Origin of the sequence: Clostridium thailandense (assembly GCF_019207025.1) — a bacterium.
Lineage (GTDB): Bacteria > Bacillota > Clostridia > Clostridiales > Clostridiaceae > Clostridium_AM > Clostridium_AM thailandense.
Genome location: NZ_JAEEGC010000006.1, coordinates 19,294 through 44,628, shown reverse-complemented (window position 1 = coordinate 44,628; position 25,335 = coordinate 19,294). Strand labels below are relative to the sequence as shown.

Annotated in this window: 20 protein-coding genes, 6 tRNA genes, 2 rRNA genes and 1 riboswitch; of the genes, 25 read left to right on the top strand and 3 right to left on the bottom strand. The window is 32.3% G+C overall.

The window, feature by feature from the left end:
• The 4 genes from I6U48_RS01345 to I6U48_RS01330 form a co-directional block, all read left to right on the top strand.
• Positions 1 to 155, top strand: a 23S ribosomal RNA gene (locus I6U48_RS01345); the annotation flags it as partial.
• A 285-nt stretch (positions 156 to 440) separates the two neighbouring features.
• Positions 441 to 514 (top strand) — tRNA-Gly (locus I6U48_RS01340).
• Positions 515 to 523: 9 nt separating this feature from the next.
• A tRNA-Pro gene (locus tag I6U48_RS01335) sits at positions 524 to 599 on the top strand.
• A gap of 105 nt (positions 600 to 704) precedes the next feature.
• Positions 705 to 2,336 (top strand): M20/M25/M40 family metallo-hydrolase, encoded by a 1,632-nt coding sequence (locus tag I6U48_RS01330; protein WP_218318594.1) that lies wholly within the window; start codon positions 705 to 707, stop codon positions 2,334 to 2,336.
• 163 nt (positions 2,337 to 2,499) lie between these two features.
• Here I6U48_RS01330 and I6U48_RS01325 read toward each other — a convergent pair whose 3' ends face one another.
• On the bottom strand, positions 2,500 to 3,207 hold the full coding sequence (locus I6U48_RS01325) for an HAD family hydrolase (protein ID WP_218318593.1): 708 nt from the start codon (positions 3,205 to 3,207) through the stop codon (positions 2,500 to 2,502).
• A gap of 223 nt (positions 3,208 to 3,430) precedes the next feature.
• On the opposite strand from I6U48_RS01325, the gene I6U48_RS01320 reads away from it, so the two are divergent.
• The 3 genes from I6U48_RS01320 (at position 3,431) to I6U48_RS01310 (ending at position 7,062) form a co-directional block, all read left to right on the top strand.
• The gene (locus I6U48_RS01320) at positions 3,431 to 4,183 is read left to right on the top strand and encodes a DeoR/GlpR family DNA-binding transcription regulator (RefSeq protein WP_218318592.1); all 753 of its coding nucleotides are present in this window, start codon (positions 3,431 to 3,433) and stop codon (positions 4,181 to 4,183) included.
• Positions 4,180 to 5,091, top strand: coding sequence for a 1-phosphofructokinase (gene pfkB / locus I6U48_RS01315; RefSeq protein ID WP_218318591.1), 912 nt, complete (start codon positions 4,180 to 4,182; stop codon positions 5,089 to 5,091). Before I6U48_RS01320 ends, pfkB begins: the two co-directional genes overlap by 4 nt.
• Before the next feature lie 108 nt (positions 5,092 to 5,199).
• Positions 5,200 to 7,062 (top strand): PTS fructose transporter subunit IIABC, encoded by a 1,863-nt coding sequence (locus tag I6U48_RS01310; protein ID WP_218318590.1) that lies wholly within the window; start codon positions 5,200 to 5,202, stop codon positions 7,060 to 7,062.
• A 39-nt stretch (positions 7,063 to 7,101) separates the two neighbouring features.
• Here the strand turns inward: I6U48_RS01310 and I6U48_RS01305 are convergent, their stop codons facing one another.
• Positions 7,102 to 7,959 (bottom strand): TerC/Alx family metal homeostasis membrane protein, encoded by an 858-nt coding sequence (locus I6U48_RS01305; protein ID WP_218318589.1) that lies wholly within the window; start codon positions 7,957 to 7,959, stop codon positions 7,102 to 7,104.
• Positions 7,960 to 8,419: 460 nt separating this feature from the next.
• Here I6U48_RS01305 and I6U48_RS01300 point away from each other — a divergent pair.
• The 14 genes from I6U48_RS01300 to I6U48_RS01235 all read left to right on the top strand — a co-directional run bounded on the left by I6U48_RS01300 (position 8,420) and on the right by I6U48_RS01235 (position 20,498).
• Positions 8,420 to 8,493: transfer RNA gene (locus I6U48_RS01300), tRNA-Gly, on the top strand.
• Positions 8,494 to 8,498: 5 nt separating this feature from the next.
• Positions 8,499 to 8,575: transfer RNA gene (locus tag I6U48_RS01295), tRNA-Arg, on the top strand.
• 6 nt (positions 8,576 to 8,581) lie between these two features.
• Positions 8,582 to 8,656 (top strand) — tRNA-Gln (locus tag I6U48_RS01290).
• Positions 8,657 to 8,687: 31 nt separating this feature from the next.
• A tRNA-Gly gene (locus I6U48_RS01285) sits at positions 8,688 to 8,762 on the top strand.
• Positions 8,763 to 8,784: 22 nt separating this feature from the next.
• Positions 8,785 to 8,901: ribosomal RNA gene (gene rrf / locus I6U48_RS01280) — 5S ribosomal RNA — on the top strand.
• 260 nt (positions 8,902 to 9,161) lie between these two features.
• The gene (locus I6U48_RS01275) at positions 9,162 to 10,574 is read left to right on the top strand and encodes a sigma-54 interaction domain-containing protein (protein ID WP_218318588.1); all 1,413 of its coding nucleotides are present in this window, start codon (positions 9,162 to 9,164) and stop codon (positions 10,572 to 10,574) included.
• Between the two features lie 348 nt (positions 10,575 to 10,922).
• Positions 10,923 to 11,219, top strand: coding sequence for a 2-amino-4-oxopentanoate thiolase subunit OrtA (gene ortA, locus I6U48_RS01270; protein ID WP_218318587.1), 297 nt, complete (start codon positions 10,923 to 10,925; stop codon positions 11,217 to 11,219).
• Positions 11,220 to 11,252: 33 nt separating this feature from the next.
• Positions 11,253 to 12,665 (top strand): 2-amino-4-oxopentanoate thiolase subunit OrtB, encoded by a 1,413-nt coding sequence (gene ortB / locus I6U48_RS01265; protein ID WP_218318586.1) that lies wholly within the window; start codon positions 11,253 to 11,255, stop codon positions 12,663 to 12,665.
• Positions 12,666 to 12,676: 11 nt separating this feature from the next.
• Positions 12,677 to 13,042 carry an ornithine aminomutase subunit alpha gene (locus I6U48_RS01260; RefSeq protein WP_218318585.1) on the top strand — a complete coding sequence of 122 codons (366 nt, stop codon included), beginning with the start codon at positions 12,677 to 12,679 and terminating at the stop codon, positions 13,040 to 13,042.
• Positions 13,042 to 15,246, top strand: coding sequence for a D-ornithine 4,5-aminomutase subunit OraE (gene oraE, locus I6U48_RS01255; protein ID WP_218318584.1), 2,205 nt, complete (start codon positions 13,042 to 13,044; stop codon positions 15,244 to 15,246). The genes I6U48_RS01260 and oraE overlap by 1 nt, the downstream gene beginning before the upstream one ends.
• An 11-nt stretch (positions 15,247 to 15,257) precedes the next feature.
• Positions 15,258 to 16,637 (top strand): GlmL-related ornithine degradation protein, encoded by a 1,380-nt coding sequence (locus tag I6U48_RS01250; protein ID WP_218318583.1) that lies wholly within the window; start codon positions 15,258 to 15,260, stop codon positions 16,635 to 16,637.
• A gap of 58 nt (positions 16,638 to 16,695) precedes the next feature.
• Positions 16,696 to 17,790, top strand: a complete 1,095-nt coding sequence (gene orr / locus I6U48_RS01245) for an ornithine racemase Orr (protein WP_218318582.1) — start codon at positions 16,696 to 16,698, stop codon at positions 17,788 to 17,790.
• A gap of 37 nt (positions 17,791 to 17,827) precedes the next feature.
• Positions 17,828 to 18,883, top strand: a complete 1,056-nt coding sequence (gene ord, locus I6U48_RS01240) for a 2,4-diaminopentanoate dehydrogenase (protein ID WP_218318581.1) — start codon at positions 17,828 to 17,830, stop codon at positions 18,881 to 18,883.
• A gap of 205 nt (positions 18,884 to 19,088) precedes the next feature.
• A complete protein-coding gene (locus I6U48_RS01235; protein WP_218318580.1) occupies positions 19,089 to 20,498 on the top strand; it encodes an APC family permease in 1,410 nt (469 codons plus the stop codon).
• Positions 20,499 to 20,962: 464 nt separating this feature from the next.
• Here I6U48_RS01235 and I6U48_RS01230 read toward each other — a convergent pair whose 3' ends face one another.
• Positions 20,963 to 21,364 (bottom strand): HD-GYP domain-containing protein, encoded by a 402-nt coding sequence (locus tag I6U48_RS01230; RefSeq protein WP_218318596.1) that lies wholly within the window; start codon positions 21,362 to 21,364, stop codon positions 20,963 to 20,965.
• 197 nt (positions 21,365 to 21,561) lie between these two features.
• On the opposite strand from I6U48_RS01230, the gene I6U48_RS01225 reads away from it, so the two are divergent.
• The 4 genes from I6U48_RS01225 (at position 21,562) to I6U48_RS01210 (ending at position 25,322) form a co-directional block, all read left to right on the top strand.
• On the top strand, positions 21,562 to 22,125 hold the full coding sequence (locus I6U48_RS01225) for a VanZ family protein (RefSeq protein ID WP_218318579.1): 564 nt from the start codon (positions 21,562 to 21,564) through the stop codon (positions 22,123 to 22,125).
• A 167-nt stretch (positions 22,126 to 22,292) separates the two neighbouring features.
• Positions 22,293 to 22,375: riboswitch (cyclic di-GMP riboswitch) on the top strand.
• A 67-nt stretch (positions 22,376 to 22,442) separates the two neighbouring features.
• Positions 22,443 to 23,078: a response regulator transcription factor gene (locus tag I6U48_RS01220; protein ID WP_218318578.1), complete on the top strand. Its 636-nt coding sequence runs from the start codon at positions 22,443 to 22,445 to the stop codon at positions 23,076 to 23,078.
• A 549-nt stretch (positions 23,079 to 23,627) separates the two neighbouring features.
• Complete coding sequence (gene galU / locus I6U48_RS01215; RefSeq protein ID WP_218318577.1) at positions 23,628 to 24,563, top strand: UTP--glucose-1-phosphate uridylyltransferase GalU; 936 nt, start codon at positions 23,628 to 23,630, stop codon at positions 24,561 to 24,563.
• Positions 24,564 to 24,695: 132 nt separating this feature from the next.
• Positions 24,696 to 25,322, top strand: coding sequence for a LuxR C-terminal-related transcriptional regulator (locus tag I6U48_RS01210; protein WP_218318576.1), 627 nt, complete (start codon positions 24,696 to 24,698; stop codon positions 25,320 to 25,322).
• Positions 25,323 to 25,335: the final 13 nt, after the last annotated feature.

Genomic DNA, 25,335 nt, shown 5'->3' with positions numbered 1-25,335 from the left:
CTGAAAGCATCTAAGCGTGAAGCCCACCTCAAGATTAGATTTCCCATAGCGTAAGCTAGTAAGACCCCTTGAAGAACACAAGGTTGATAGGTCAGAGGTGTAAGCGTGGTAACATGTTCAGCTGACTGATACTAATAGGTCGAGGGCTTGACCAAATGTTTAATGAAACTCTACAGCTAAAGAATCAGCACTGTGCAATTTTCAGAGAGCAATCTTTAATTTTTTAAAAACAAAGAGTAACAAGAAAATTGATAGAAGCGAGCAGGTCAAGGAAGCACTGGAGCGAGGAGCAGAGTTTACTTGCTGTAAATGAGCACCGGAGGGAGGGAGCTGACGAAGAAATGCGAAGCTTATAGCAATTTTAATAGGAAACTCACTCAGCAGAGCTGAGGAGTACTGATTCTTTAGCTAAATCGAAGATTTAGAAGAAATCAGTATATGCGGGTGTAACTCAATGGTAGAGTGCTAGCCTTCCAAGCTAGTTACGAGGGTTCGATTCCCTTCACCCGCTCCAATTAATTAACGGGGTGTGGCGCAGATGGGAGCGCGCGTGGTTTGGGACCATGAGGTCGCAGGTTCAATCCCTGTCACCCCGACCAAAAAACACTAGGATATTTATCCTAGTGTTTTTGTTTTATATGTTATTTTAAATTTGTGATAATTTAGTATATAATCATAGAATAGTATAGAATGGGGGAGTCAAAATGACTTTAAGTGAAAAGATATATGATACTCTAGAAAAACTAGTTTCTATACCAGGAATATCAGGTACAGAAAGTGAAAATTTAACATCTGAAAAAATATATTGTATGTTATCTGAGATGCCATATTTTAAAAATAACAAACAAAATTTTGGAATAGAAGATATAGATGAAGATTTATATAGAAGAAAATTTGTGTGGGCAATTGTAGAAGGAAAAGAAAAGTCCAGCAACACATTAATATTAACAGGCCATTCAGATGTGGTTGGAATAGAAGAATTTGGACACTTAAAATCCATAGCTTTTAATATTAAGGAATGTACAAAAAGAATTAGTGAGTTAAATCTAGATAAAGAAGCTTTGTTAGATTTTGAATCCGGTGAATGGATTTTCGGCAGAGGAACTTCTGATATGAAATATGGTATAGCTTTGGATATAGAAATAATTAGAGAGTTTAGTAAGGAAAGAAGCTTTAAAGGAAATTTATTATTTCTAGCAGTAGCAGGTGAAGAAAGCAATTCAGAAGGTATGGTTGCAGCAGTACCATTTCTTTCTAAATTGCAAGATGAAAAAAAGTATGATTATTCAGGAGCTATAATTTCGGAATGCTGCATACCAAAGAATCGAAATGAAAACATTAAAAGAATATATATGGGAACTGTAGGAAAGATAATGCCTTTATTTTTTTGTGTTGGAAAAGAAACTCATGTAGGAGAGCCACTTAAAGGTTTGAATCCTAATGCTTTAACTTCTGAAATAAATAAATTATTAGAAGCTAATTCTGATTTTTCTGACCAAGTAAATAGTACTGTTACTTCACCGCCGACATGTTTAAAGCAGACGGACTTGAAAGAATTATATTCTGTGCAGACTCCTTTATACGCTGCGGCATATTATAATCTGTTAACTTTAAATACTTCAGAAGGTAAACTTATGAACAAATTAAAGTTATTGAGTTTAGAAGCTTTTAATAATGTTTTGGAAGACCTAAAGCAAAAAAGAGATAGATTTATGAAGAAGTCTCCAGATAAAGTCCAATATTTAGAGAATAAAGCTTGTGTAATGACTTATGGAGAGTTGCTTGAGAAGGTTAAATCTGAAGTTGAAGATTTTGATGGATGCATAAAAACTAAGGTTGACCTCTGGAAAAAAGAAAAAATGGATAATCAAACAATTGCTATAAATATTGTTAAAGAGACTTATGAGAAGTATAGTAATAAGGGTCCAATGATAATAGTTTCATTTATTCCTCCATATTATCCTCATAAATACTTGCAAGGGTTAGATGAAAAAAGTATAAGTTTTATAGAAGCTATAGACAAAACAATAAAATTTGCCAAGGACGACTTTAATGAGAATATCATAAAAGAAGACTTTTTCATGGGAATATGTGATTTGAGTTATACTGGAATGAATAAAAATAAAAATTTAAATAATCTATCATCAAATATTGTTGGATATGGAATGAACTATAAGCTGCCATTAGAAGCTTTAGAAAAACTAAACATTCCAGGTATTGTTTTTGGTGGAGAAGGTAAGGATTTTCATAAATATACCGAAAGATTAAATATCTCATATTCTTTTAATGTAGTTCCGGAGTTATATAAAAAAATGATATATTCAATATTAAAATAAGATGGGGCTGTTGCACGTAGATACCAGTACCTGACACTTAGCTTATGCTCCGGGATATATTGACATTTTGGAAGAATATCAATATATCCCGGAGCATAAGTTAAGTGTCGGCCGTATTTCGCTAAGTGCGACACTCCCATTTTTATTTTAATAAGTTTTTATGTTAAACATAAGGTAAAGTTTTAACAAAATCGTAAAAATCTTTATATTCACCCATATAGTCCGTAACTATTTCGTCTTGAGTTCTATGTAGTAAGTTATCAGTTATTAAGTATGTTTTTAAACCTAATTTTTTTGATACTAAATCTTCTTGTACGTCATTTCCAACCATAATACAATCTTCTGGTTTCTTAGAGATATGATCTAATACTTCTTCATAATATTTAAGCTGAGGCTTACAGTAATGATTTTTTTCAAAGCTTGATATATACAAAAATTCTTCAGGTTCAAAGCCAGCCCAACGGATTCTATGGTGAATAGCTTTAAGTGGAAATAAAGGGTTTGTGGCTACTGCAATTGTATAGCCCTTTTCTTTTAGAATTCTAACACTGTCCCTCATAAAAGAAATATCTTTAACTGCTTCTCTAACTTTAGAGAAATTAGTATCGTAAAACTTATCAAAACGGTCCTTCAACTCAGTCAAGTCATAATTTACCCTCTTACCTAAGTCCTCCATAAAAACAGCTTCATTTGTTTTATTTTCTAGATTCATTACCATTACCTTAGTAGAACCCCATATGTTCTTTGTGACTTCATCAGGAGTCATTATATCAGAAAAGTATTTTATTAGTTCAGCGAAGTATATTTTTTCAAATAGAGTATTATCTAGTGGAAGCAGAGTTCCATCGAGATCAAATAAAATAGTATTCATATTTAGCCTCCTTTATTATTATGGTACTTATTTTACCATAGGTGAAAATAAATTACTATGGACTATGAAAGCTTGAAACAGGATATGAATGAAAATGGATGTTTTGGCAGAATAACATGAAATAATTTAAAATTTTTTGAAAGAAAATGATTGATTTCTGAAAATTATTATACTATAATGTTTACATAGAGTATAAAGCTTATATTAATAAGAAGGTGATAAAATGCTTACAGAAGAAAGGCATAATATTATATTAGAACTTTTGAGGGAAAAAGGCATAGTAAAGCTAAATGAGCTTGTAGAAATACTGAATACATCTGAATCAACAATAAGACGAGATATCATTTTCTTAGAAAGCATTAATGCTTTAAAAAGAATACATGGTGGAGCTACATTAACTAAGAGAAGATTAAATGAGCCTAGTTATAGTGAAAAAGAAATTCAAAATGTAAGTGAGAAGAAGATTATGGCTAGATATGCTGCATCATTAATTGAGGATGGAGATAGCATATATTTAGATGCTGGCACATCAACTTATGAAATTATTCAATATATAGACAAAGAAAATATTATTGTGGTTACTAATGGTCTTAAGCATATAAACGCTCTTGTTGATAAAAACATAAATGCTTATATACTTGGTGGAAAAATTAAAAATACAACAAAAGCAGTCGTTGGATCAGACTCATTAAAAAGCCTTCAAAAATTTAGATTTGACAAATGTTTTTTGGGAATAAATGGAGTACACTTTGAATTTGGATTTACTACTCCTGATTCTGAAGAAGCAATTCTTAAAGAAAATGCAATTAAGCATTCTAGAGAAGCGTTTGTATTAGCAGATGAAAGTAAATTTGGAGAAGTAAGTTTTGTAAAAGTAGCAGATATAAAAAGTGCTGTAATAATTACGAATAATGAGATAGAAAATTATGAAGAGTATAATAAAAAAACTAAAGTAAAGGTTGTGACAGGTGAATGATATATACTGTAACTTTTAATCCTTCAATAGATTATGTTATAAAAGTTGATAATTTTATTCCAGGAACCGTAAATAGAGTAGCTTATGATAACAAATATGCTGGTGGAAAAGGAATAAATGTATCAAGAGTATTGAATAATCTGGGGGTAGAAAGCAAAGCACTAGGATTTATTGGTGGATTTACAGGAGCATTTATAGAAACTTCTCTTCAACAAGAAGGTGTGGAAACTGATTTTGTTACCGTGAATGGCGATACAAGAATAAATGTTAAGCTTAAATCTAATGAAGAAACAGAAATAAACGGTGCAGGACCTAATATTTTACCTGATGATTTAAATAAATTATTTGAAAAAATAAATTCTTTAGATTCAGAAGACTTTTTAATATTAGCAGGGAATGTACAATCATCATTACCAAGAGATATATATTCAAGAATTCAAGGAAACCTTGAAGGCAAAGGTGTAAAAATAGTAGTAGATACTACTGGAGAAGCATTAGTTTCTACATTGAAATATAAACCATTTTTGATCAAACCTAATAATCATGAATTAAGTGAAATATTTAATGTTCAAATTAATACTAAAGAAGAAATTATACATTATGCTCAAAAACTTAGGGAAATGGGAGCTCAAAACGTAATTATATCCATGGCGGGTGAAGGGGCGCTGCTAGTATCAGAAGAGGGCGCTTTTCATGCATCTGCACCAAAGGGAGAGGTAAAGAACTCAGTTGGAGCAGGGGATTCTCTTATAGCCGGTTTCCTCGCAAGTTATTCTAAAACCTTAGATATATCACTAGCATTCAAGTTAGGAGTAGCTTCAGGAAGTGCAACAGCATTTTCAATGGATTTATGTAAGATGGAAGAAGTTGAAAATTTACTTCCACAAGTAAGTGTTACTAAAATATAATTTTGTAATTTAACTTCGGAGAGGATATACTTCTCTGAAGTATGAGTTTAAGTTCTATAAGAAAGAAATGTTTAAGATGAAAACCTTTAGAAATAAGGAGGAGAAATTATGAAAATTACTGAATTATTAACGAAAAACACCATTATAGTAGAATTGAATTCTACTACAAAGGCTGACGTAATAGATGAATTGACAAATAAACTAGATAGTGCAGGAAAATTAAACGACAAAAATGAATTTAAAAATGCCATATGGGAGAGAGAGAATGAGTTCTCAACAGGTATAGGTGAAGGAATAGCAATTCCACATGCAAAGACAGCTGCAGTTAAAACTCCATCTTTAGCTTTTGGACGTTCCGCAGATGGAATAGATTATGACTCTTTAGATGGAAATAAGTCTCATATATTCTTTATGATAGCAGCTAGTGAAGGTGCTCACAATGAACACTTAGATACATTATCAAGATTGTCTAGTATGCTTATGAATGAGAGCTTTAAGCAAAAACTTATGAATGCAAAAACAGAAAATGAAATTTTAAAAATAGTTGATGAAGAAGAAAATATTTATTTAAAAGGTAAAGAAACTAATGCAGGTACTAATAGCAAAGAATCGAAAGGTGTAATATTAGCAATAACAGCATGTCCAACTGGAATAGCACATACTTATATGGCAGCAGAGGCTCTTCAGATAGCTGCTAAGGAAATGGGTATTGATATTAAAGTTGAAACTCAAGGTTCTGTAGGAGCAGAAAATGTAATTACAGGACAAGATTTGAAAGAAGCAAAAGCAGTTATAATTGCGGCAGATACTAAAGTAGATAAAAGTAGATTTGAAGGAATGCCTATGGTAGTAGTATCAGTGAAAGATGCTATTAAAGATGCTAAAGGGTTAATAAATGAAGCATTACAAGCAAAACCTACAGGTATAAAAGAAACAACAACACCAAGAGTAGAAAAGAAAGAGAGAGCAGGTTTATACAAGCACTTAATGACAGGAGTATCTCATATGATACCATTTGTTGTAGCTGGTGGTTTACTTATAGCTATTGGATTTGCACTTGGTGGAATATATGTTTTTAATTGTCCAGGAACAGTGGCAGAAGCAATATTTAGCACAGGAAAACAAGCATTTGCACTTATGCTTCCAGTATTAGCAGGATACATGGCATATTCAATAGCAGATAGGCCAGGTCTTGTACCAGGATTTGTGGGCGGAGCATTAGCTAGTAATATAGGAGCAGGATTTTTAGGCGCATTAATAGCGGGGCTATTAGCTGGTTATGTAGTAATGTTGATAAAGAAATATATAAAATTACCAAAAACATTAGAGGGTTTAATGCCAGTATTAATAATACCAGTACTTTCAACAATAATAATAGGTTTAATAATGACATTTATATTAGGTAGTCCTATGAAAGCTATAAATGAAGGCTTAACAGCATGGTTAAAGAGTTTAGGTGGAGCAAATGCGGCACTTCTTGGTGTAGTATTAGGATGCTTTATGGCATTTGATATGGGTGGTCCATTTAACAAAGCAGCTTATATATTTGCAACAGGAACATTGGCAGCAGGAGGTTCAGCAATAATGGCAGCAGTAATGGCAGCAGGTATGACACCTCCGCTTGGAATAGCTTTAGCAACAGTAATAGCAAAGAAAAAATTTACAGAGCAAGAAAGGGAAGCAGGAAAGGCTGCTTGGGCACTTGGTGTATCATTTATAACTGAAGGTGCTATACCATTTGCAGCAGGAGATCCTTTTAGAGTAATACCATCAGTAATGGCTGGTTCAGCAGTGACTGGTGCACTTTCAATGATATTTGGATGTACTTTGGCAGTACCACATGGTGGAATATGGATTTTAGTGATACCGAATGTAGTTACACATTTATTGCAATATGTAATAGCAATAGCTGCAGGTACAGTAGTAACGGCACTTATTCTTTCAGCAATTAAAAAGGATGTAGTAGAATAAGAAAATGAGTCGATGAAGAAATCTCATCGACTCATTTTTTTACTGTACATTAGAATAGCTAGTAGATTCATCTTTTTTATTTTTGTTACCTAAAAATACTGAAGCTAGAAGGCTTATTGCAAGTATGGTGAATATAGATACTAATGATACAAGCACAGAGATGTGTATATTAAATAATAATACTAAAAGTTTTAGACCTGTGAATATTAATATACAAGCAACTCCATATTTTATATAGGAAAAATTCTCATGAAGTTTGTACAATAAGAAATACATACTTCTAAGTCCCAAAATTGCAAATATATTTGAAGTATAAACTATAAAAGGATCTGTTGTTATAGAAAATATAGCAGGTATTGAATCTACAGCAAATATGATATCTGAAGTTTCTATAAGTAGTAGCACTGCGAATAAAGGTGTAATATAGAGTTTTTTATTTTTTCTTATAAAAAACTTTTCATCTTCCAATTTGTCGGAAACAGGAACAATTTTATTGATAAATTTAAGCATTTTGCTATCTTTTATGTTAACAGCGTTGTTATGGTTTCCGAACATTTTAACTCCACTTATTATTAATATTAATCCAAAGATGTATAATACCCAGTGAAACTTATTTACTACAGTTATTCCTAAGAGTACAAATATTAGTCTTAAAATTATTGCGCCATATATACCATAAGAAAGAACTTTTTTCTGATACTCTGGTTTTATTGCAAAAGCTTGAAATACAAGCAAAAATAAAAATAGATTATCTAGACTTAAACTTTGCTCAATGACATAACCACCTAGAAAAGATAAGGCTTTTTCGGGGCCCATAAAGATATAGATACCTATGTTAAATAATAATGCTAAACCAACCCATATGCTTAAATTTAATACTGATTTTTTAGTAGACATTAGAACTCCTCCTTTAATATTGTTTTGATAAATGCAGAGCCATATAAAACTGCTGTTCTATATTTAATCAATAAATATTTTTTAAAAACAAAAGACTTTTAACATAATTCTTTAAAATTATGTTAAAAGTCTTATTACCCTATACAGGCTTACAAAACCAGATCTAGTAAGAAACTAAATCGTAATGTTGACTTTGTAATTTAAATTACTCCCTTTTAACTAAAGCTATTAATTTTTATGAGATTATAATAACACATAAATAACTACAGGTCAAGTATTGAATATAACTTTTAGTATATAAATTAATTGCATTATAAGATAATTAATAACTTATTATTGACTTTGCTATACTGTGGTTTTCCATAAGAAGAATTTAGAGTGCAAATATACTCATCTATTTAAAAATATTGTTGACAATGATCGAATAGTAGTATATAATTCATAAATGTACTAAGGACATGCGGGTGTAACTCAATGGTAGAGTGCTAGCCTTCCAAGCTAGTTACGAGGGTTCGATTCCCTTCACCCGCTCCAGATATGCGTTTTTAGCTCAGTTGGATAGAGCAACGGCCTTCTAAGCCGTGTGCCAGGGGTTCGAATCCCTTAAGACGCACCATTATTTTGGGATGTCGCCAAGCGGTAAGGCAATGGACTTTGACTCCATCATGCGTAGGTTCAAATCCTGCCATCCCAGCCATTTAATTAATAGAGTATTACACTCTAAATTTGCGGGAGTGGCTCAGTGGTAGAGCGTCACCTTGCCAAGGTGAACGTCGCGGGTTCGAATCCCGTCTTCCGCTCCAACATATATTTATAATTTTATAATCTGGTGGTAATGACATAAAGGTAACACCCGTTTCCATTCCGAACACGATGGTTAAGCTTTATAGTGCTAATGGTACTGCAGAGGAGACTTTGTGGAAGAGTAAGTCGCTGCCAGGTCACATATATAAAAGAGTCAAGCATTTTAGATAATGTTTGACTCTTTTTTATATGTACAGAGTTTAAGAAATAATAATTCAACATATTGCGTTAGGAAATAATTGAACTTATAATTTATATAAACAGAGTTCTTGGTATCAGATAGAGTTTGTCTGCGAACACAGAGTGCTTGAAGGTATTAGAGTGTGTGGTCATCGGATAAATAGGTTGGTGTGGAAAAATGTTGCATTATTTTTCTAAGACATGAATGGGGGAATAAAATGGGGGATAGTTTATTTAATGTGGAAAAGGTATTAGAATGTTTACTAGAAAATTTAGATGAAGGGGTTCATATAGTAGATTCCACTGGCAAGACTATGTATTATAATAAGGTTATGGGTAAGATAGAGGGAATAGAGCCTGAGAGAGTTTTAGGAAAAAGGGTTAACGAATATTTAAAGGATGTAAAGGAAGATACATCTACCATAATGAATGCTTTGAAAACAGGTAAGAAAATCGTAGATTTAATTCAGCAATATAGCAATGAATATAAGAAGAAGGTTACAACAATAAATACAACTATACCAATAATCTCAGAAGGAAAAATCATAGCAGCATTTGAACTTGCTAAAGATATGACTAAATTAAAAGAATTAACGGAATGTATATGTAAGTTACAAGGAATAAATGCTAAAGAGAAAAAAAATTATAATTTTAGTGACATATATGGAAAGAGTTCTATAATGAAGAACGTTATAGAGAAAGCTAAAAAAGCAAGTATCTCGAGTTCTTCTGTTTTAATTTATGGAGAAACAGGGTGTGGGAAAGAGGTTTTTGCGCAAAGTATTCATTACAATGGTTTAAGAAAAGATAAGCCCTTTATACCTATTAATTGTGCAGCTATTCCAGCAGCATTACTTGAAGGAATGCTTTTTGGCACAGAGAAAGGAAGTTTTACAGGAGCAGAAAATAAAAAAGGATTATTTGAAGAGGCAAATAGAGGAACTATTCTTCTAGATGAAGTTAACTCTATGGAACCATATCTTCAATCTAAATTATTAAGAGTATTACAAGATGGATATATAAGACCTATAGGAAGCAATAAGACTGTAAATTGTGATGTTCGAATAATAGCAACTCTAAATGAAGAGCCAGAAAAATTAATTGAAAGTGGTAAGCTTAGAAAAGATTTTTATTATAGATTAAGTGTCATAAGATTAGATATACCACCGCTAAGAGAGAGGAAAGATGACATACCGATATTAATTGAAAAATTTATTGAAAACTATAATAGAATTTTGGGAAAATGCATACAGGGAATCGATAAAGATGTTATGAACAAATTATTAGATTATGATTGGCCAGGAAATATAAGAGAGTTAAAAAATGTAATTGAATCCTCTATAAATATGGCAGACAATAATTCCATTTTAGGATACTGGCATTTTGAACCAAAGATATTTAATAAGTTTTCTAATGAAACTTCTACGAAGAAGGATAACTTTAATATAGATGAGAATCAAGATTTTGATTTAGAAGATTACATTGATAATATTGAAAGGGATGTAATAGAAAAGATATTAAAGAAAAATAACTATAATATCAGTAAGGCATCAAAGCAATTAAATATTTCAAGGCAAAATTTGCAATATAAGATGAAAAAGCATAATATAAGTAAGTTAGATTTTTTATAGTAAGTCAATTAACAAATTGTATAAATATAAATAGTAATAAATTAATATTTATAGTGCAAAAAATTTTTACTACAAGTGCAAAAAAAGTTGCACTTATACAAGTTCGAAGCTTAAACATATTTTTCCAATACCGATCTAAATTTTCAGAATAATGGTGCAAATTTTTTTGCTTTATTTTATACACGTATTTTAGGAATAAACCTAGATACGTGTTTTTTATGCTTGGCACAATTTTTGCTTATAGTATAAAGTAATTAGAAACTGGGACTTGAAGGTCTCGATTAAGTTTTAAATTAAAATTTAAGATAGTCGTTTAAATAAAAATTATTTTAGTGGTAGGTGAAAATTATGATAAAAAAAGGTACATGGGTAGAAATTGAAGAAGTTGTTTTGACTCCAGAGGAAAGATCTCAAAGTATACCTGATGAAACAAAAAAGACTCCGCTTAAGTGTTGGATAAGAGGTAATTGTTTAGAGGACTGTGAAGTTGGTAGAGAAGTAGAAGTTGAAACTAATGCAGGAAGAATTGTAAAGGGAAAAGTAGTTGAGATTGAACCAGGGTACTATCATTCCTTCGGAAAGTATGTTCAGGAGTTAGGTTTCGTTGGAAAGCAGGCAAAAAAATTATTAAAGAATGATTTTTAGATTTTTCTAAATAAAAGAGAGGTGCAATGATCTATGAATAAGTATGAAGAGCTCATGTCAAGAAAAAATGAGATTATGCTTAAATCCGTTGGTATTGATTTTGATAAATATGAAACAGGGGTACTTTCATTTGAGTATGAAAAGCTTATGGAGGATGTAGGATATTCTTTAGAAGAAATACGAGAAATTCAAAAAGAAGTAGGAGTAGGAAATACTCCATTGCTAGAACTTAAAAGAATAACTGAACTTGCAAGAAAAGTATCGAAAACAGGAAAAGCAGCTAGAATTTTTATAAAGGATGAGAGCAGTAATCCTTCAGGAAGTTTTAAAGATAGAAGAGCATCTGTATCTGTATATGATGCCATGAAAAGAGGATATAAAGGGGTAGCAGCTGCAACATCAGGAAACTATGGAGCAGCAGTAGCATCTCAAGCTAATATAAGAGGACTTAATTGTATAATAGCTAACGAATGCTATGATTCAAGAAAAGTTGGACAGCCAGAAATAATAGAAAAAGGAAGAAAGTGTGAGGGATATGGTTCAGAAGTTGTAAGACTTACCGTTGGACCAGAACTATTTTATACTTATCTAAAAATATTAGAAGATACAGGATATTATAATGCTTCATTATATTCTTCTTATGGAATAGCTGGAGTGGAAACTTTAGGCTATGAAATAGCTGAGCAGTGCAGAGAAAGACTTGGAAAAGAACCTAAGGCTGTAGTTGTAACACATGCAGGTGGAGGCAATGTTACAGGTACTGCCAGAGGATTGATAAAAGCAAAGGCAATGAATGTAAAGGTGATAGGGTCATCTGTGGACTTAAGTGGATTACACATGGCATCAGACATAGCATTTAACAAGAAATCCTTTACAACAGGACATACTGGTTTTGGAATTCCATTTATGACTAATCCAGATAGATCAGATGTGCCAAGAAGTGCAGCAAGACCATTAAGATATATGGATCGATATGTAACAATAAGTCAGGGTGAAGTATTCTGGATGACCGAACTATTAGCCCAATTAGAAGGACTTGAGAGAGGTCCAGCTGGAAATACGTCCTTGGCAGCAGCATTTGCAATTTCACAGGAATATGACAATGATGAAATAATAGTTATCCAAGAAACCGAATATACAGGAGCTGGTAAACATTCAATAGCTCAGCTTAATTTTGCAAAGGAAAATGGAATTGAAATTCTTATAGGGGATCCAAAGAATCAAGTGCCAGGTAAGAATATAGTCTTACCTTCCCATCCATCAGTAGTATCGGTAACAGATGTAGATATGGAGCACTTGAGAAAATCATACTTAAAAAATGCCTTAAAATTAGCAGAAGAAAATAGAGTTAAGGAAATAGATGTTGAATTCCTATCAGAGGAAACTAAAATATCTATAAATGAGATTAGAGAGATATTAAAAGAAAATAAAATCATAGTAGAATAAGGGGGAAAATTATGAAAAGGGCGAGTGATTTTGAGACAAGAAGACAACATTTAAAAGACCTGAATGATGAACAATTATATGAGAGATTTTGGAGTTTAACAGAACAGATTGTAAAGCCACTGGTAGATTTATCATATACACATACATCACCAGGTATTGAACGTTCAGTACTTTTAAGAATGGGATTTTCAAGCTTAGAAGCTCAACCAATAGTTGATTATGGTACAAAGTGGAACTTGCTTGGAAAAGGTATGGGAAATGTAGTTTTAACTTATGCTAAATTGAAAAATGTGGACTATTTAAAAGCTGGAGAAGAGCTAAGTAAAGGAATTGGTTGGGATTTAGTTGTTGAAAAAATGAAGGCAGGTGAAAAGTAATGATAGAAAGATTAGAAGAGAATGAAAAGCTTAATGTAGAGGAAATATTAAAAGATTTAGATAAATATGAACCAAAGTGGAGAGGATGGCACTGGAGAGAGGAGAGTCCTGAAATAAAAGTTGGAGAATTCACATATCATGAAATGTCAAAGCCTTTAAAAAAGAGTCAGCCACTTCCAGCAGCTAGAAGTTTTGGTGGCATAGATCCTCAACCAAAGTCAGTTATTACAACAGAAATAGCTTCAGGAAGATTTGAAGATGATATTAGAAGAATGAGAATGGCTGCTTGGCATGGAGCAGATCACCTAATGGTTATAAGAACAGCAGGTCAAAGCCATTATGATGGATTAATAGAGGGAACCCCAGAAGGGATAGGTGGAGTTCCTATAACAAGAAAAGAAGTTAGAGCAACAAGAAAAGCTATAGACTTAATAGAAGAAGAAGTAGGAAGAAAAATTAATTTCCACTCCTATATATCTGGTGTAGCAGGACCTGACATAGCAGTTATGTTTGCTGAAGAAGGAGTAAACGGAGCTCACCAAGATCCTCAATATAATGTACTTTATAGAAATATAAATATGTTTAGATCTTTTGTTGATGCAGCAGTAGCTAAAAGAGTAATGGCATGGGCAGATATGCTTCAAATAGATGGTGCTCATAATGCTAACGCAACTGCTATGAAAGGCTACAATGTAATGCCAGAGCTTATGGTGCAGCATGCTATAAATGCAAAATTCTCAGAAATGGTTGGAATGAAGCCAGAAAAAATATCTCTTTCAACAGTACCTCCAACATCAGCGCCAGCACCTTGTATGAGATATGATTTACCTTATGCAGTAGCTTTAAGAGATTTATTTGATAAATACAAGATGAGAGCTCAGATGAACACTAAATATATAGAATCCTGTGAAAGAGAAGCTACAGTAGGACATACTCTAAACTTGTTAATATCTGAGTTAACTTCTGCAGATATACAAAGTACAATAACTCCTGATGAAGGAAGAAATGTTCCATGGCACTATAATAACATACATGCTATAAATACAGCTAAACAATCATTTGTAGCAATGGATGGCCTAATGGATATGTTAGAGTTAAAGAAAGAAGGCTATCTACCAGAGAAAGTAAGAGAATTGAAAGAAAGAGCTGTTCTATTCTTAGAAGAAATGATTGAAGAAGGTGGATATTTTAAGGCTGTTGATGGAGGATTCTTTGTTGATTCAGGGGAATACCCAGAAAGAAACGGAGACGGTATTGCAAGAAAAATGAATGGTGGAGATGCTGTAGGTACAATAGTTAAAAGAGAAGAAGACTATTTTGCACCAGTTTGCGCTCACTTTGGATATAACAATGTTCCAAAAGAATATAGTAAACCTTGTGATGCTATACATGAGTGTACATTATGCAATCATTCTAAAATTAAGTATATAGATGAACTAGATGAAAATGATAATGCATTTAAGAGAATGGAAAAGGTTAGGGAAGATGGCACTGTAGTTCCAGAAGTGCAATGGGCTAAGGATGGATATGTAAAAATTACTTTATGCTTACCAGAAAATGAGCAAATTAGTGAAGCAGCAGCTATTGAAATAGGAAAGAGAATGAATCTAAAAGATGTAGAAATTCTTCATAAGCAAGTATTACAAAAGGCTGAAGGAACGCTTGTAGAAATAAAAGGAGTATGTGATTTTACTCCAGTAAAGCGTGATGAATTAGTACTTCCTAGAAGAAGAAAAGTTCTTGCTTTTGATGTGATGAGGGATTATGTAAAAGAGCATTCAATAAAGGTTGTTGCTGCAACGGTTGGAGAAGATGAACATTCAGTAGGATTGAGGGAAGTTATTGACATTAAACATGGTGGTGTTGAAAAGTTTGGAATAGAGGCAATATATCTTGGAACTTCCTGTCCAGTAGAAAAGCTTGTAGATGCAGCTATAGAATCAAAGGCTCAGGCAATATTATGCAGTACAATAATAACTCATAACGATGTTCATACAAAGAATATGAAAAAACTTCATGATTTGTGTGTAGAAAAAGGTGTAAGAGATAAATTGATTCTTGTATCTGGTGGAACTCAGGTAACAGATGAAATAGCTAAAGCACAAGGAATGGATGTTGGATTTGGAAGAGGATCTAATGGAACGGATGTTGCATCCTTTATAATAAAGAAACTAATGGGGCTTAATCCTGATGAAGAAGAATAGGAGGGGTTTTTGTGAAAGTAGATTACCTGATTGCTGAAATAGGTAGCACTACTACATTAGTTACAGCCTTTAATTTAAAATTTGATAAAAATAATATGGTTTTTGTAGATACAGCTTTTCAAGGGAAAAGCTGTACTACGGTATTAGATGGTGATGTAACAGTAGGATTAAAAAATGCAGTAAAAGATATTGAAGACAAAATAGGGGAAGAACTTGTTTGGGGAAAGATGCTAGCTACCAGCAGTGCAGCTGGTGGCCTAAAAATAACTGTCCATGGTCTCATGGAACAAATGACAGTTAAGGCTGCTAAAGAGGCGGCACTCGGAGCTGGTGGAATAATAAAAATGGTCACAGCTGGAAAGATGAGGAAGAGTGATCTAAAGCGAATACGCGATATAAATCCTAATATGATAATGATCGCAGGTGGTACAGATTATGGTGAAAGAGAAACAGCTCTCCATAACGCGGAATTAATAAGCGCAGAGAAATTTAATAAGCCAATAGTATACTGTGGAAATATTGAAAATAGAGAAGAGATAAGGGAGATATTTGAAGGACAGGAACTTTACATCATCGATAACGTTTATCCTAGAGTAGATGAATTAAATGTAGAACCAGCTAGAAAAGTAATACAGGATGCTTTTGAAAAGAATATCGTAAAGGCTCCTGGAATGAATAAGATAAAGGATATGGTAGATGGGAGCATAATGCCAACTCCAGGTGCGGTTATGGAAAGTTCAAAAGTTCTTTACGAGATTATAGGAGACTTAGTGGTCTTAGATGTTGGTGGAGCTACTACTGATGTGCATTCTGTTACAGAAGGTAGTGTAGTAATCTTGGATATGTTAGTGAATCCAGAACCGAAAGCTAAAAGAACAGTAGAAGGGGATCTTGGAGTTTTTGTTAACAGTAAAAATGTTATAGAAATTTTGGATGTTAGAGATTTAGCAGGATTTAGTAAGGAGCATATAGCTGATCACATAAAGCCTATACCTACAGAGGAGGATGAAGTAAAGGCTAGCTGCATGTTAACTAAGAAAGCGGTAGAAGTAGCAGTAAATAGGCATGTTGGAACTATAAAAAGAAAATATGGTGGAGAAAGTGGTTTTATAGCCTATGGAAAAGATTTATCTCAGGTAAAATATATAATAGGCACTGGTGGAGCATTAACAAGATTGCCAGGAGGAGAAGATAACCTCTTAAATATAAGGTATCTAAAAGATGATGTTACCATGTTACCAAGAAAAGGGTCTAAGGTATTAATAGACAAGGACTATATTATGGCCTGTGCTGGAGTGCTGAGTAGAGAGAATAAAGAAGCTGCAGAAGCTCTTTTAAGACAGAGTTTAAATATAACTAAGGATATGGAAAGTAATAAAGAAGAAGCTTAATAGTGTAGAGCAGAAAATTGTGATTATAAAAGTAATAAATGAAAAGGAGAGTCTCATTATGAGAAAAAGATACCCATGTGTAGAAGTGGATTTGTCCAAAGTAACTCACAATGTAAAAGAAGTTCTATCCATGTGTAGCAAAAAAGGTATTAATGTTATTGGAGTCACAAAGGTGTTTTGTGCAGAAACCTCTATAGTACAAGCAATGTTAGATGGAGGCATTACCCATATTGGAGATTCGAGAATACAAAATTTAAAAAAAGTAAAAGACATGAATTGTAAGAAGACTCTTTTAAGGATATCCATGGAAAGTGAAGCTGAAGATGTTGTTAAGTATAGTGATATAAGCATGAACTCTGAATTAAACACTATTGAGGTTTTAGATAAAGCAGCAAAAAGCCTAGGTAAGATTCACAACATAGTACTTATGGTAGATGTTGGAGACTTAAGAGAGGGTGTGCTTGAGGAAGATGTTATTGGTATTGTTAAGGAAATATTAAAGCTAGAGAATATAAGATTGGTTGGATTAGGTACTAATGTTACATGTTATGGAGGAGTGCTTCCAGACAGAAATAACTTAGGAAAACTCGTTAAGTTAAAACATGATATAAAAGCTCTTTTTAATATAGAACTATCAATAATATCTGGAGGTAATTCCAGCAGTCTTTATATGATTATGAATAGCACTATTCCTGTAGAAATTAACCAATTAAGAATTGGTGAAGGAATTGTTTTAGGAAGAGAAACAGCTTTTGGACAGCTAATACCTAACTGCTATGATGATGCCTTTATACTAAAAGGTGAAATAGTAGAAATAAAAAATAAGCCAACAGTTCCTAAAGGGACAATAGGTATGGATGCCTTTGGACAAAGACCACATTTTGAGGATAAAGGTATACGTAAAAGGGCCATTGTAGCTATAGGTAGGCAAGATATAAAAGTTGAGGGGCTTAGCCCATTAGATAAAAATATAAGTATTTTTGGAGCAAGCAGCGACCATTTGATTTTAGATGTTACAGATAGTAAAAGTCAATTTAAGGTTGGAGATATAGTGAAATTTAAAATGGATTATGGGTGTCTCCTTGCTGCTATGACTTCAGGGTATGTGGAAAAGTATTACGAAGAGGAGCTAGCTATATCTATAGTTGTGTGAAGATTTCAAAGATTAATATAATTAAGGAGGAATTAAGATGAAAAGAAATGTAAAAGTCGCAATTTGGGGATTTGGAGCAATGGGAAGCGGCATGGTAAAAATGCTCTTAAAGAAAAAAGGGGTAGATATTGTAAGTGTATGTGATATGGCGCCACATAGAGTAGGAAAGAGTATATATGAAGTCTTAGAAATAGAAAAAGGAAGCAGACCGGAGGTTATAATCAAACCTGAAATTGATGAAGTTTTAACTGAAGGATGCTGTGATGTATGTCTTGTTGTTACAGATACATTTACAAAAAAAGTATTTCCAAAAATAAAGACTGTACTTGAAAAGAAAATAAATGTAATCACAACAGCAGAGGAAATGGCTTATCCACAAGCTCAAAATCCTGAACTTGCGGCAGAACTTGATAAAATAGCTAAAGAAAATGGTGTTAGTATACTTGGAACTGGTATAAACCCAGGTCTTATTATGGACTTACTTGTAGTTTGTTTAACTGGTTGTATGATGGATGTTGAACATGTTGAAGCAAAGAGAGTGAACAGCTTATCTCCATTTGGACCAGCTGTTATGGAGGAACAAGGTGTTGGTGCTACTGTAGAAGAATTTGAAAAAGGAGTTAAAGATGGCACACTTGCTGGACATGTTGGGTTTGCAGAGTCAGTAAGAATGATTGGAGATGCCATTGGCTGGAAGGTTGAAAAATTTGAACAGCAAATGAAACCAATAGTTACATCTATTGATAGAAAATCACCTTATGGATTTTCAAAAGCTGGAGATGTTGCAGGTGTTAACATGACAGGCCAGGGATGGGTAGATGGAGAAGTTAAGATAGATATGATTCACCCACAACAGATTGAACCAGAAATGGAAGGTACAGAAACAGGAGACTATATAACAATTAAAGGAACACCGGATATTCACATGGCAAATAAGCCTGAGGTTGAAGGTGGAATTGGAACAATTGCTATGTGCGTAAATATGATTCCACATGTAATAAATGCTGATCCAGGACTCAAGACAATGATAGATCTTCCTGTGCCAAGAGCAATAATGGGGGATTTCAGAGAACTAATAAAAAATGAGAACTAACTAGTTGAGTAAAATTATAGTTCCAACTATATAGTACTATAAGCTGTGATATATGCATTAAACCAATAATTCTGCTAGTTTTATACGCTAAGAGTTTAATAATATGTATTCCTGACTCATAAATTAGCACATAAAATCAATTTTAATGCTTGACTGCCCAAAATTTTAATAAATAAAAGCCTAAAAAATTAAGGGGGATTTCTTTATGAATTTATTTAGAAAAAGGACTGTTCAAGACTTTAAAGAGTCAACAGAGGGGAGCGGTCTAAAAAGAAAGCTGACAGCATTTGATATAGCAGCACTTGGAATTGGATCAGTAATAGGAACCGGTATATTTGTGGCCACGGGGCAAGGCTCACAAATGGCAGGTCCAGCAGTTACAATGTCGTACGTAGTAGCAGCAATAACAAGTGCTCTTTGTGCTCTTACTTATGCAGAACTTGCAACGATGTTTCCGGTATCCGGAAGCACTTATTCATATGCATATGTTGCTTTTGGCGAAATTGTAGCTTGGCTTATTGGTTGGAACTTAATACTTGAATATCTTGTTGTCGCAGCAGCAGTTGCTTCTGGATGGTCAGCAGCTTTTATAGGGGTTTTAGACGCTTATAAAATACACCTTCCTGAAATGATAATAAAAACTCCACTTGTTGGGGGGATGATGGATTTGCCAGCTATTCTCGTTGTTGCTTTTATAACCTGGTTGCTTTATTTGGGGGTATCTGAAAGTGCAAAAGTAAATAATATTATAGTTATCATAAAGGTATCTGTAATAATCGTATTCATATTTCTTGGAGTAACTCATATAAATCCCGCTAACTATCATCCATTCGCACCCTATGGAACTAAAGGAATAATGTCAGCTGCTGCTATTATATTTTTCGCATACATAGGCTTTGATGCTGTTTCTACTGCAGCAGAAGAAACGATTAATCCTAAGAGAGACATTCCATTAGGGCTAACTATTTGCTTAGGGGTGATTATTGTACTTTATGTTTCTGTTTCGTTTATACTTACAGGGATGGTTCCATTTAAAGAAATAGATGTAAATAACGCACTACCAGCAGCATTGTCAAGAATAGGAATTAATTGGGGGTCTGCATTAGTTGGTGTAGGAGCTGTCATAGGAATGATTTCGACTTTGCTTGTAACAGTGTATGGTCAGGTTAGAATATTTATGGTAATGTCTAGAGATGGATTATTACCAAAATCTTTTGCAGCTATATCAAAAAAGCATGGTACTCCAGCAGCATGTACTGTAATTACAGGTGCTTTGACAGCTCTTATAGGCGGATTGTTGCCATTGACTGTGCTTATGGATTTATGTAATATAGGAACTTTATCGGCATTCATAATTGTATCTGTAGGCGTTATTGTATTAAGAAAAACCATGCCTGATGCTGAAAGAAAATTTAAATGCCCTGGAGTTCCCGTCACGCCAGTGTTAACAGTATTATTTTGCTTTTATCTTATGTACAGTTTACCAGGAGTTACTTGGATTAGGTTTGCTATATGGACTGTAATTGGTGTTTTAATTTATTTCTTATATGGAATTAGACATAGTACATTGAATAATAAAGATAAACATTCAAATGGAATATCGGATAATGTTTAAAAAATGTTATAAAATTAAATTGGTTTCTCTTATGAAGTGTGATTTTGAGAATTAAGATTTTAAACATAAAACTAAGAACGACGATACTAAAAATGGAGATTTTCAGAGTGCTAAGTAGATAAAATAATTACCCTCTTAAGAGATTAAATAAAACTGTAAAATTCTTAAGAGGGCTATTATTATGTAAGTTTAGAATAAAGTTGTTAAAAATACAAAGAAAAAGGCAAAAAATTTTTAGTTGTAGGATTAAAAACGAAAGTTGACTTAAACTCAGGTATATGCTTTCACTTGCTTAGAAGGTGAACATATTTGAGGTATAGCTCAACTTTCTAGTTTCTAATTCTATAACTAAAAGTTGCAATTTTTTTGTTTATACTCATTTAGCAGCATGCTTGTAAAAAATTCCCAAATACTTGGATCAAATTGAGAGCCTGAACACCTTTTTATTTCTTCAATTGCATCATTTACCGATAAGGCCTGCTGTAGATCATAACATCATAAGCATCTATTATAGAAAATATACGTGATAACTTAGGTATCTCATCTTTCTTCAAGCCAAAAGGATATACACTTCCATCCCAGTGTTCATGATGGTATAAAATGAAATTTGCTATAGGAGCTATTTCAGGAGTTGCGACTGCGATTCTATATCCTATTTCACAATGTTGTTTCATCAAAGACCATTCTTCACTATTCAGTGAACCAGGCTTTTCCAAAACATCATCGGGTATAGCTGCTTTACCTATATCGTGAAGCATTGCAAGCAATCCCAATTTTTCGACTTCACTATTAGATAACCCTATGTGATGAGCGAGCCTGATTGAAAGTTCTTTAACTCTATGAAAATGTTCTTCTGTACTTGCAATAGTTTTTAAAAATAAATAACTATATTACTATTATTTTGAAGAAATATTACAAATATCTAAAGCTATAAATAGGATATAAAAAAATAATTTTGAATATTAGTGAATAAATGGTAGAATGTTAACTTTGTGTGTGCTATAATTTTAATATTATGATGAAAAAATTACTAATTAAGATATAGACTTGGGGGCAGAATGAATTGAAAAAAAATATATGCATTCTTTTGAGCATATTTTGGATATGTTTTATATTTTACAATTCGTCTAATGATGCAAATATATCTGAGGCAAGAAGCCATAAGCTTTTAAATGATATAAAAACACAGTGCAATAAGATAGTTAAACAATATAAGAATATAGTGCAAGTTTCAAAAACGCAAGACGAAAAGTTAACCGAAAGCAAAATTTTCAATCAAGAAGGTTTGATTAAATTAAAAAATACAGATAAAGAAGAAATTTTAAATAAATTTTTAAGAAAGAATGCCCATGCATTTGAGTATCTAGTATTAGCTATATTAGTAAGTAGTATATTGTTTTCTTTCAATATAAGGGGAAAAGGAGCTTTAACCTACATTATGTTCATATGCCTGCTTTATGCTGTATTGGATGAGTTTTATCAGTCATTTATACCAGGACGAACTTCACTTGTTAGTGATGTATTGATAGACTTTCTGGGAAGTATTTTAGGTATGGTAGTGTTTTACTTTCTCTACTATAAGTTGAAGATAAAGTCTAATGGAAAAAGATTTTCCCAAAAGTATTAAAAATATTTTATTACAAATTATAGAAAGGGTATATATATTTGTTTATTTCATATTCTACTGTATGAGAATAAATAAACCTAAAGTAATACTAATAATATACCTTAGTGTAATTATTGTCATATGTTTAATAATATTTAGAGGATGAGTTTTATGGAAAAAAGAGTAGAATAATTACGGAGGCATGGAACTAAATTCTGTATTTGGGCACTTGGAGTTTAGGGAGCTAATAGTGCAACCGGCCAATGATTATAATTTTTGGAAGTTTTTTGTTTATAAAATAAAAAACATAAGATATTAGGATTATTGGGGTGGTTTTTATGAATTCAATTATTATTTCAAATTATACACTAATAAGAGAAGGACTATGTTCAATAGCTACAAGATGTAGCTATATGAAGTTAAAGCTTGATACGGAAACAATAATGGAAGCAGTTGATTTAATTAGAGAGGAATATATTGATATTGTATTTTTTCATTTGCATAAATATAACCAAGATGAGTTAAATCTAATTAAAGAAATAAAAGATCAAGTGATGAGAACTAAGTTTATAATAGTAGATTTTCAAGGTGACAAAGAACTCTTTGTAAGAGCAATAAAATGTAATGTAGATGGGTACATATTAGGAAAATCAACTGAAATGGAAATACTATATGTAATTGATCAGGTGTATAAAGGTAAGAAATATTATGATTCCTTCTTCATAGATAGTATGATTAATGAGAGTAGTACTAAGGTTGAAGATTTTACACAGCTTACTCCACGGGAAAGAGAAATTTTATGTGAAATAGGAAAAGGCATGAGTAATCGTGAAATATCACATAAGTTTTATATTTCTGAGAACACAGTTAAAAAGCATGTCAATCATATATTCGAAAAACTTAACCTGAGCGATAGAACACAGGTAGCATTGTATGCTAATAAGTGTGGAGTTATCAGAGAAAATGCATCATAGTAAAAGAAAAGTTCTATTTAGCAGTAATCGTGAAACTATTATCATAGATCTAACAGATAGAAAAGGAGAGGCTATTAGTAGCAAGTAATAATAAAAATATATACTTCAAATATTTTAAAGTAAAGGTATATATGATGATTAATATTTAGTCATTATATATACCTTTTTTATTTGCATGAGGGTTTATTATCCATTGATATTTTTATTTCTCAAAGAAAAATATATCTATACCAGTTATTAATTAAAAATTCTGATTGAAAATACTACCTAGGTAGTATATAGATGTAATATCAAAACAGTATGAGTAGATTATACGGGCTATTATACAAATGTATTAAAAATGGAATTGTAGTGTAATGGTAAAAATTCAATCACATGGTAAAATTGTAAACATGTAATAATTATAAAATTAATGATAAGCAGTTATTGAGTAAAGATGTAAAAGATATAGTTTGAACAATAACTAAATTAAGTCACTATATAAGGCTTTTCAGTTTAAAATGTAGATTCCTGAGCAATTTTTATATGAATAAAGAGGAAGTAATAGGGATGAAAGTAAAAAAAGCAATAATTCCAGCTGCTGGACTGGGTACAAGGTTTTTACCAGCAACCAAGGCTCAGCCTAAAGAAATGCTGCCAATAGTAGATAAACCTACTATTCAATACATAATTGAGGAAGCGGTGGCATCAGGTATAGAGGAAATATTAATAATAACTGGCAGAAATAAAAGAGCTATTGAAGATCACTTTGATAAATCAGTAGAGCTTGAAGATCAACTACAAAATAATAATAAAAAAGAATTATTACAAATGATTCAAAGTATATCAAACTTAGCAGATATTCACTTTATAAGACAAAAAGAACCAAGAGGATTAGGACATGCTGTAAGCCGTGCTAAAACCTTTGTAGGAGACGAGCCTTTTGCGGTCATGCTTGGAGACGATATAGTAGATAGCGAAGTACCTTGTTTAAAACAATTAATAGATTGTTTTAATGAATACAAAACATCCATATTAGGAGTACAGCCAGTGCATGAATCACAAGTATCAAAGTATGGTATTGTAAAAGGCATAAATATTGAGGATAGAGTTTATAAGGTAAAAGATCTAGTTGAGAAACCTAAGATAGAAGAAGCTCCATCAAATATAGCTATTCTAGGAAGATATATAATAACTCCTAAAATATTTGAAATATTAGAAGAAACTGAACCAGGAAAAGGGGGAGAAATACAGCTTACAGATGCATTAAAAAAATTATCATCACAAGAAGCTATGTATTCTTACAGTTTTGAAGGAACTAGATATGATGTTGGAGATAAGTTTGGGTTTTTACAAGCTAATATAGAGTATGCTTTGAAACGTAAGGATTTGAGAGATGAGCTTATGTCATATCTTTCAAGGTTTAAAGCTAGTAACTTGAATGATAGAGAAAAATTTTATAGTGAAGAAGATTTAATTATAAAGGAAGCCTCTATTACAGATTAAAGCAGTCTATTTTCGTGTTAGGTTTCTGCGAAGTCACAAATAGAACTTTAGATGCAAAAAATAATAAGAAGTAGGTTAAAATGTTTATCTTATTAGGTAATAAACAGAATAGAAAAGGGAATGTGAAGCTTTATGAAAGTCATAATTATATCAAAGTACTCTTTAATAAGAGAAGGAATATCATCTATTATATCTAAGCAAAAAGATATTTTAATACAGTTCGTTGGTCAAACGGTGAAAGAAGCTGTGAATTTAATAAAAAATAATATAGCGGATGTGGTTCTGTTAGATATTTGCAAGGGAAACAAAGAAGAGTTGAATTTAATTACTGATATAAGAGATTCTGGTTCAACGGCTAAATTTATAATATTAGATTTTTACGGAGATAACGAAATCTTTGTGAAAGCATTGAAAAATGGAGTTCAAGGATACATATTAGGTAACTCTAGTGAAACAGAAATGCTGCACGCTATAGAACAGGTATATACTGGTAAAAAATACTATGATTCTTACTTTGTTGACCACATGATAAATGAAAAAGAAAATTTTAAAGCTGATTTAAAAGTATTAACTGCTAGAGAAAAACAAATATTGATGGAAGTAGCTAAGGGAGAAAATAATAAAAAAATTGCAGAGAAATTTTTAATAACAGAACATACAGTAAAAAAGCATATTAATCACATATTCAACAAACTAAATTTAAGCAACAGAACTGAGATTGCACTATATGTGAATAAATGTGAAATGTTAAATAAATAGAAGGAGGAATAAA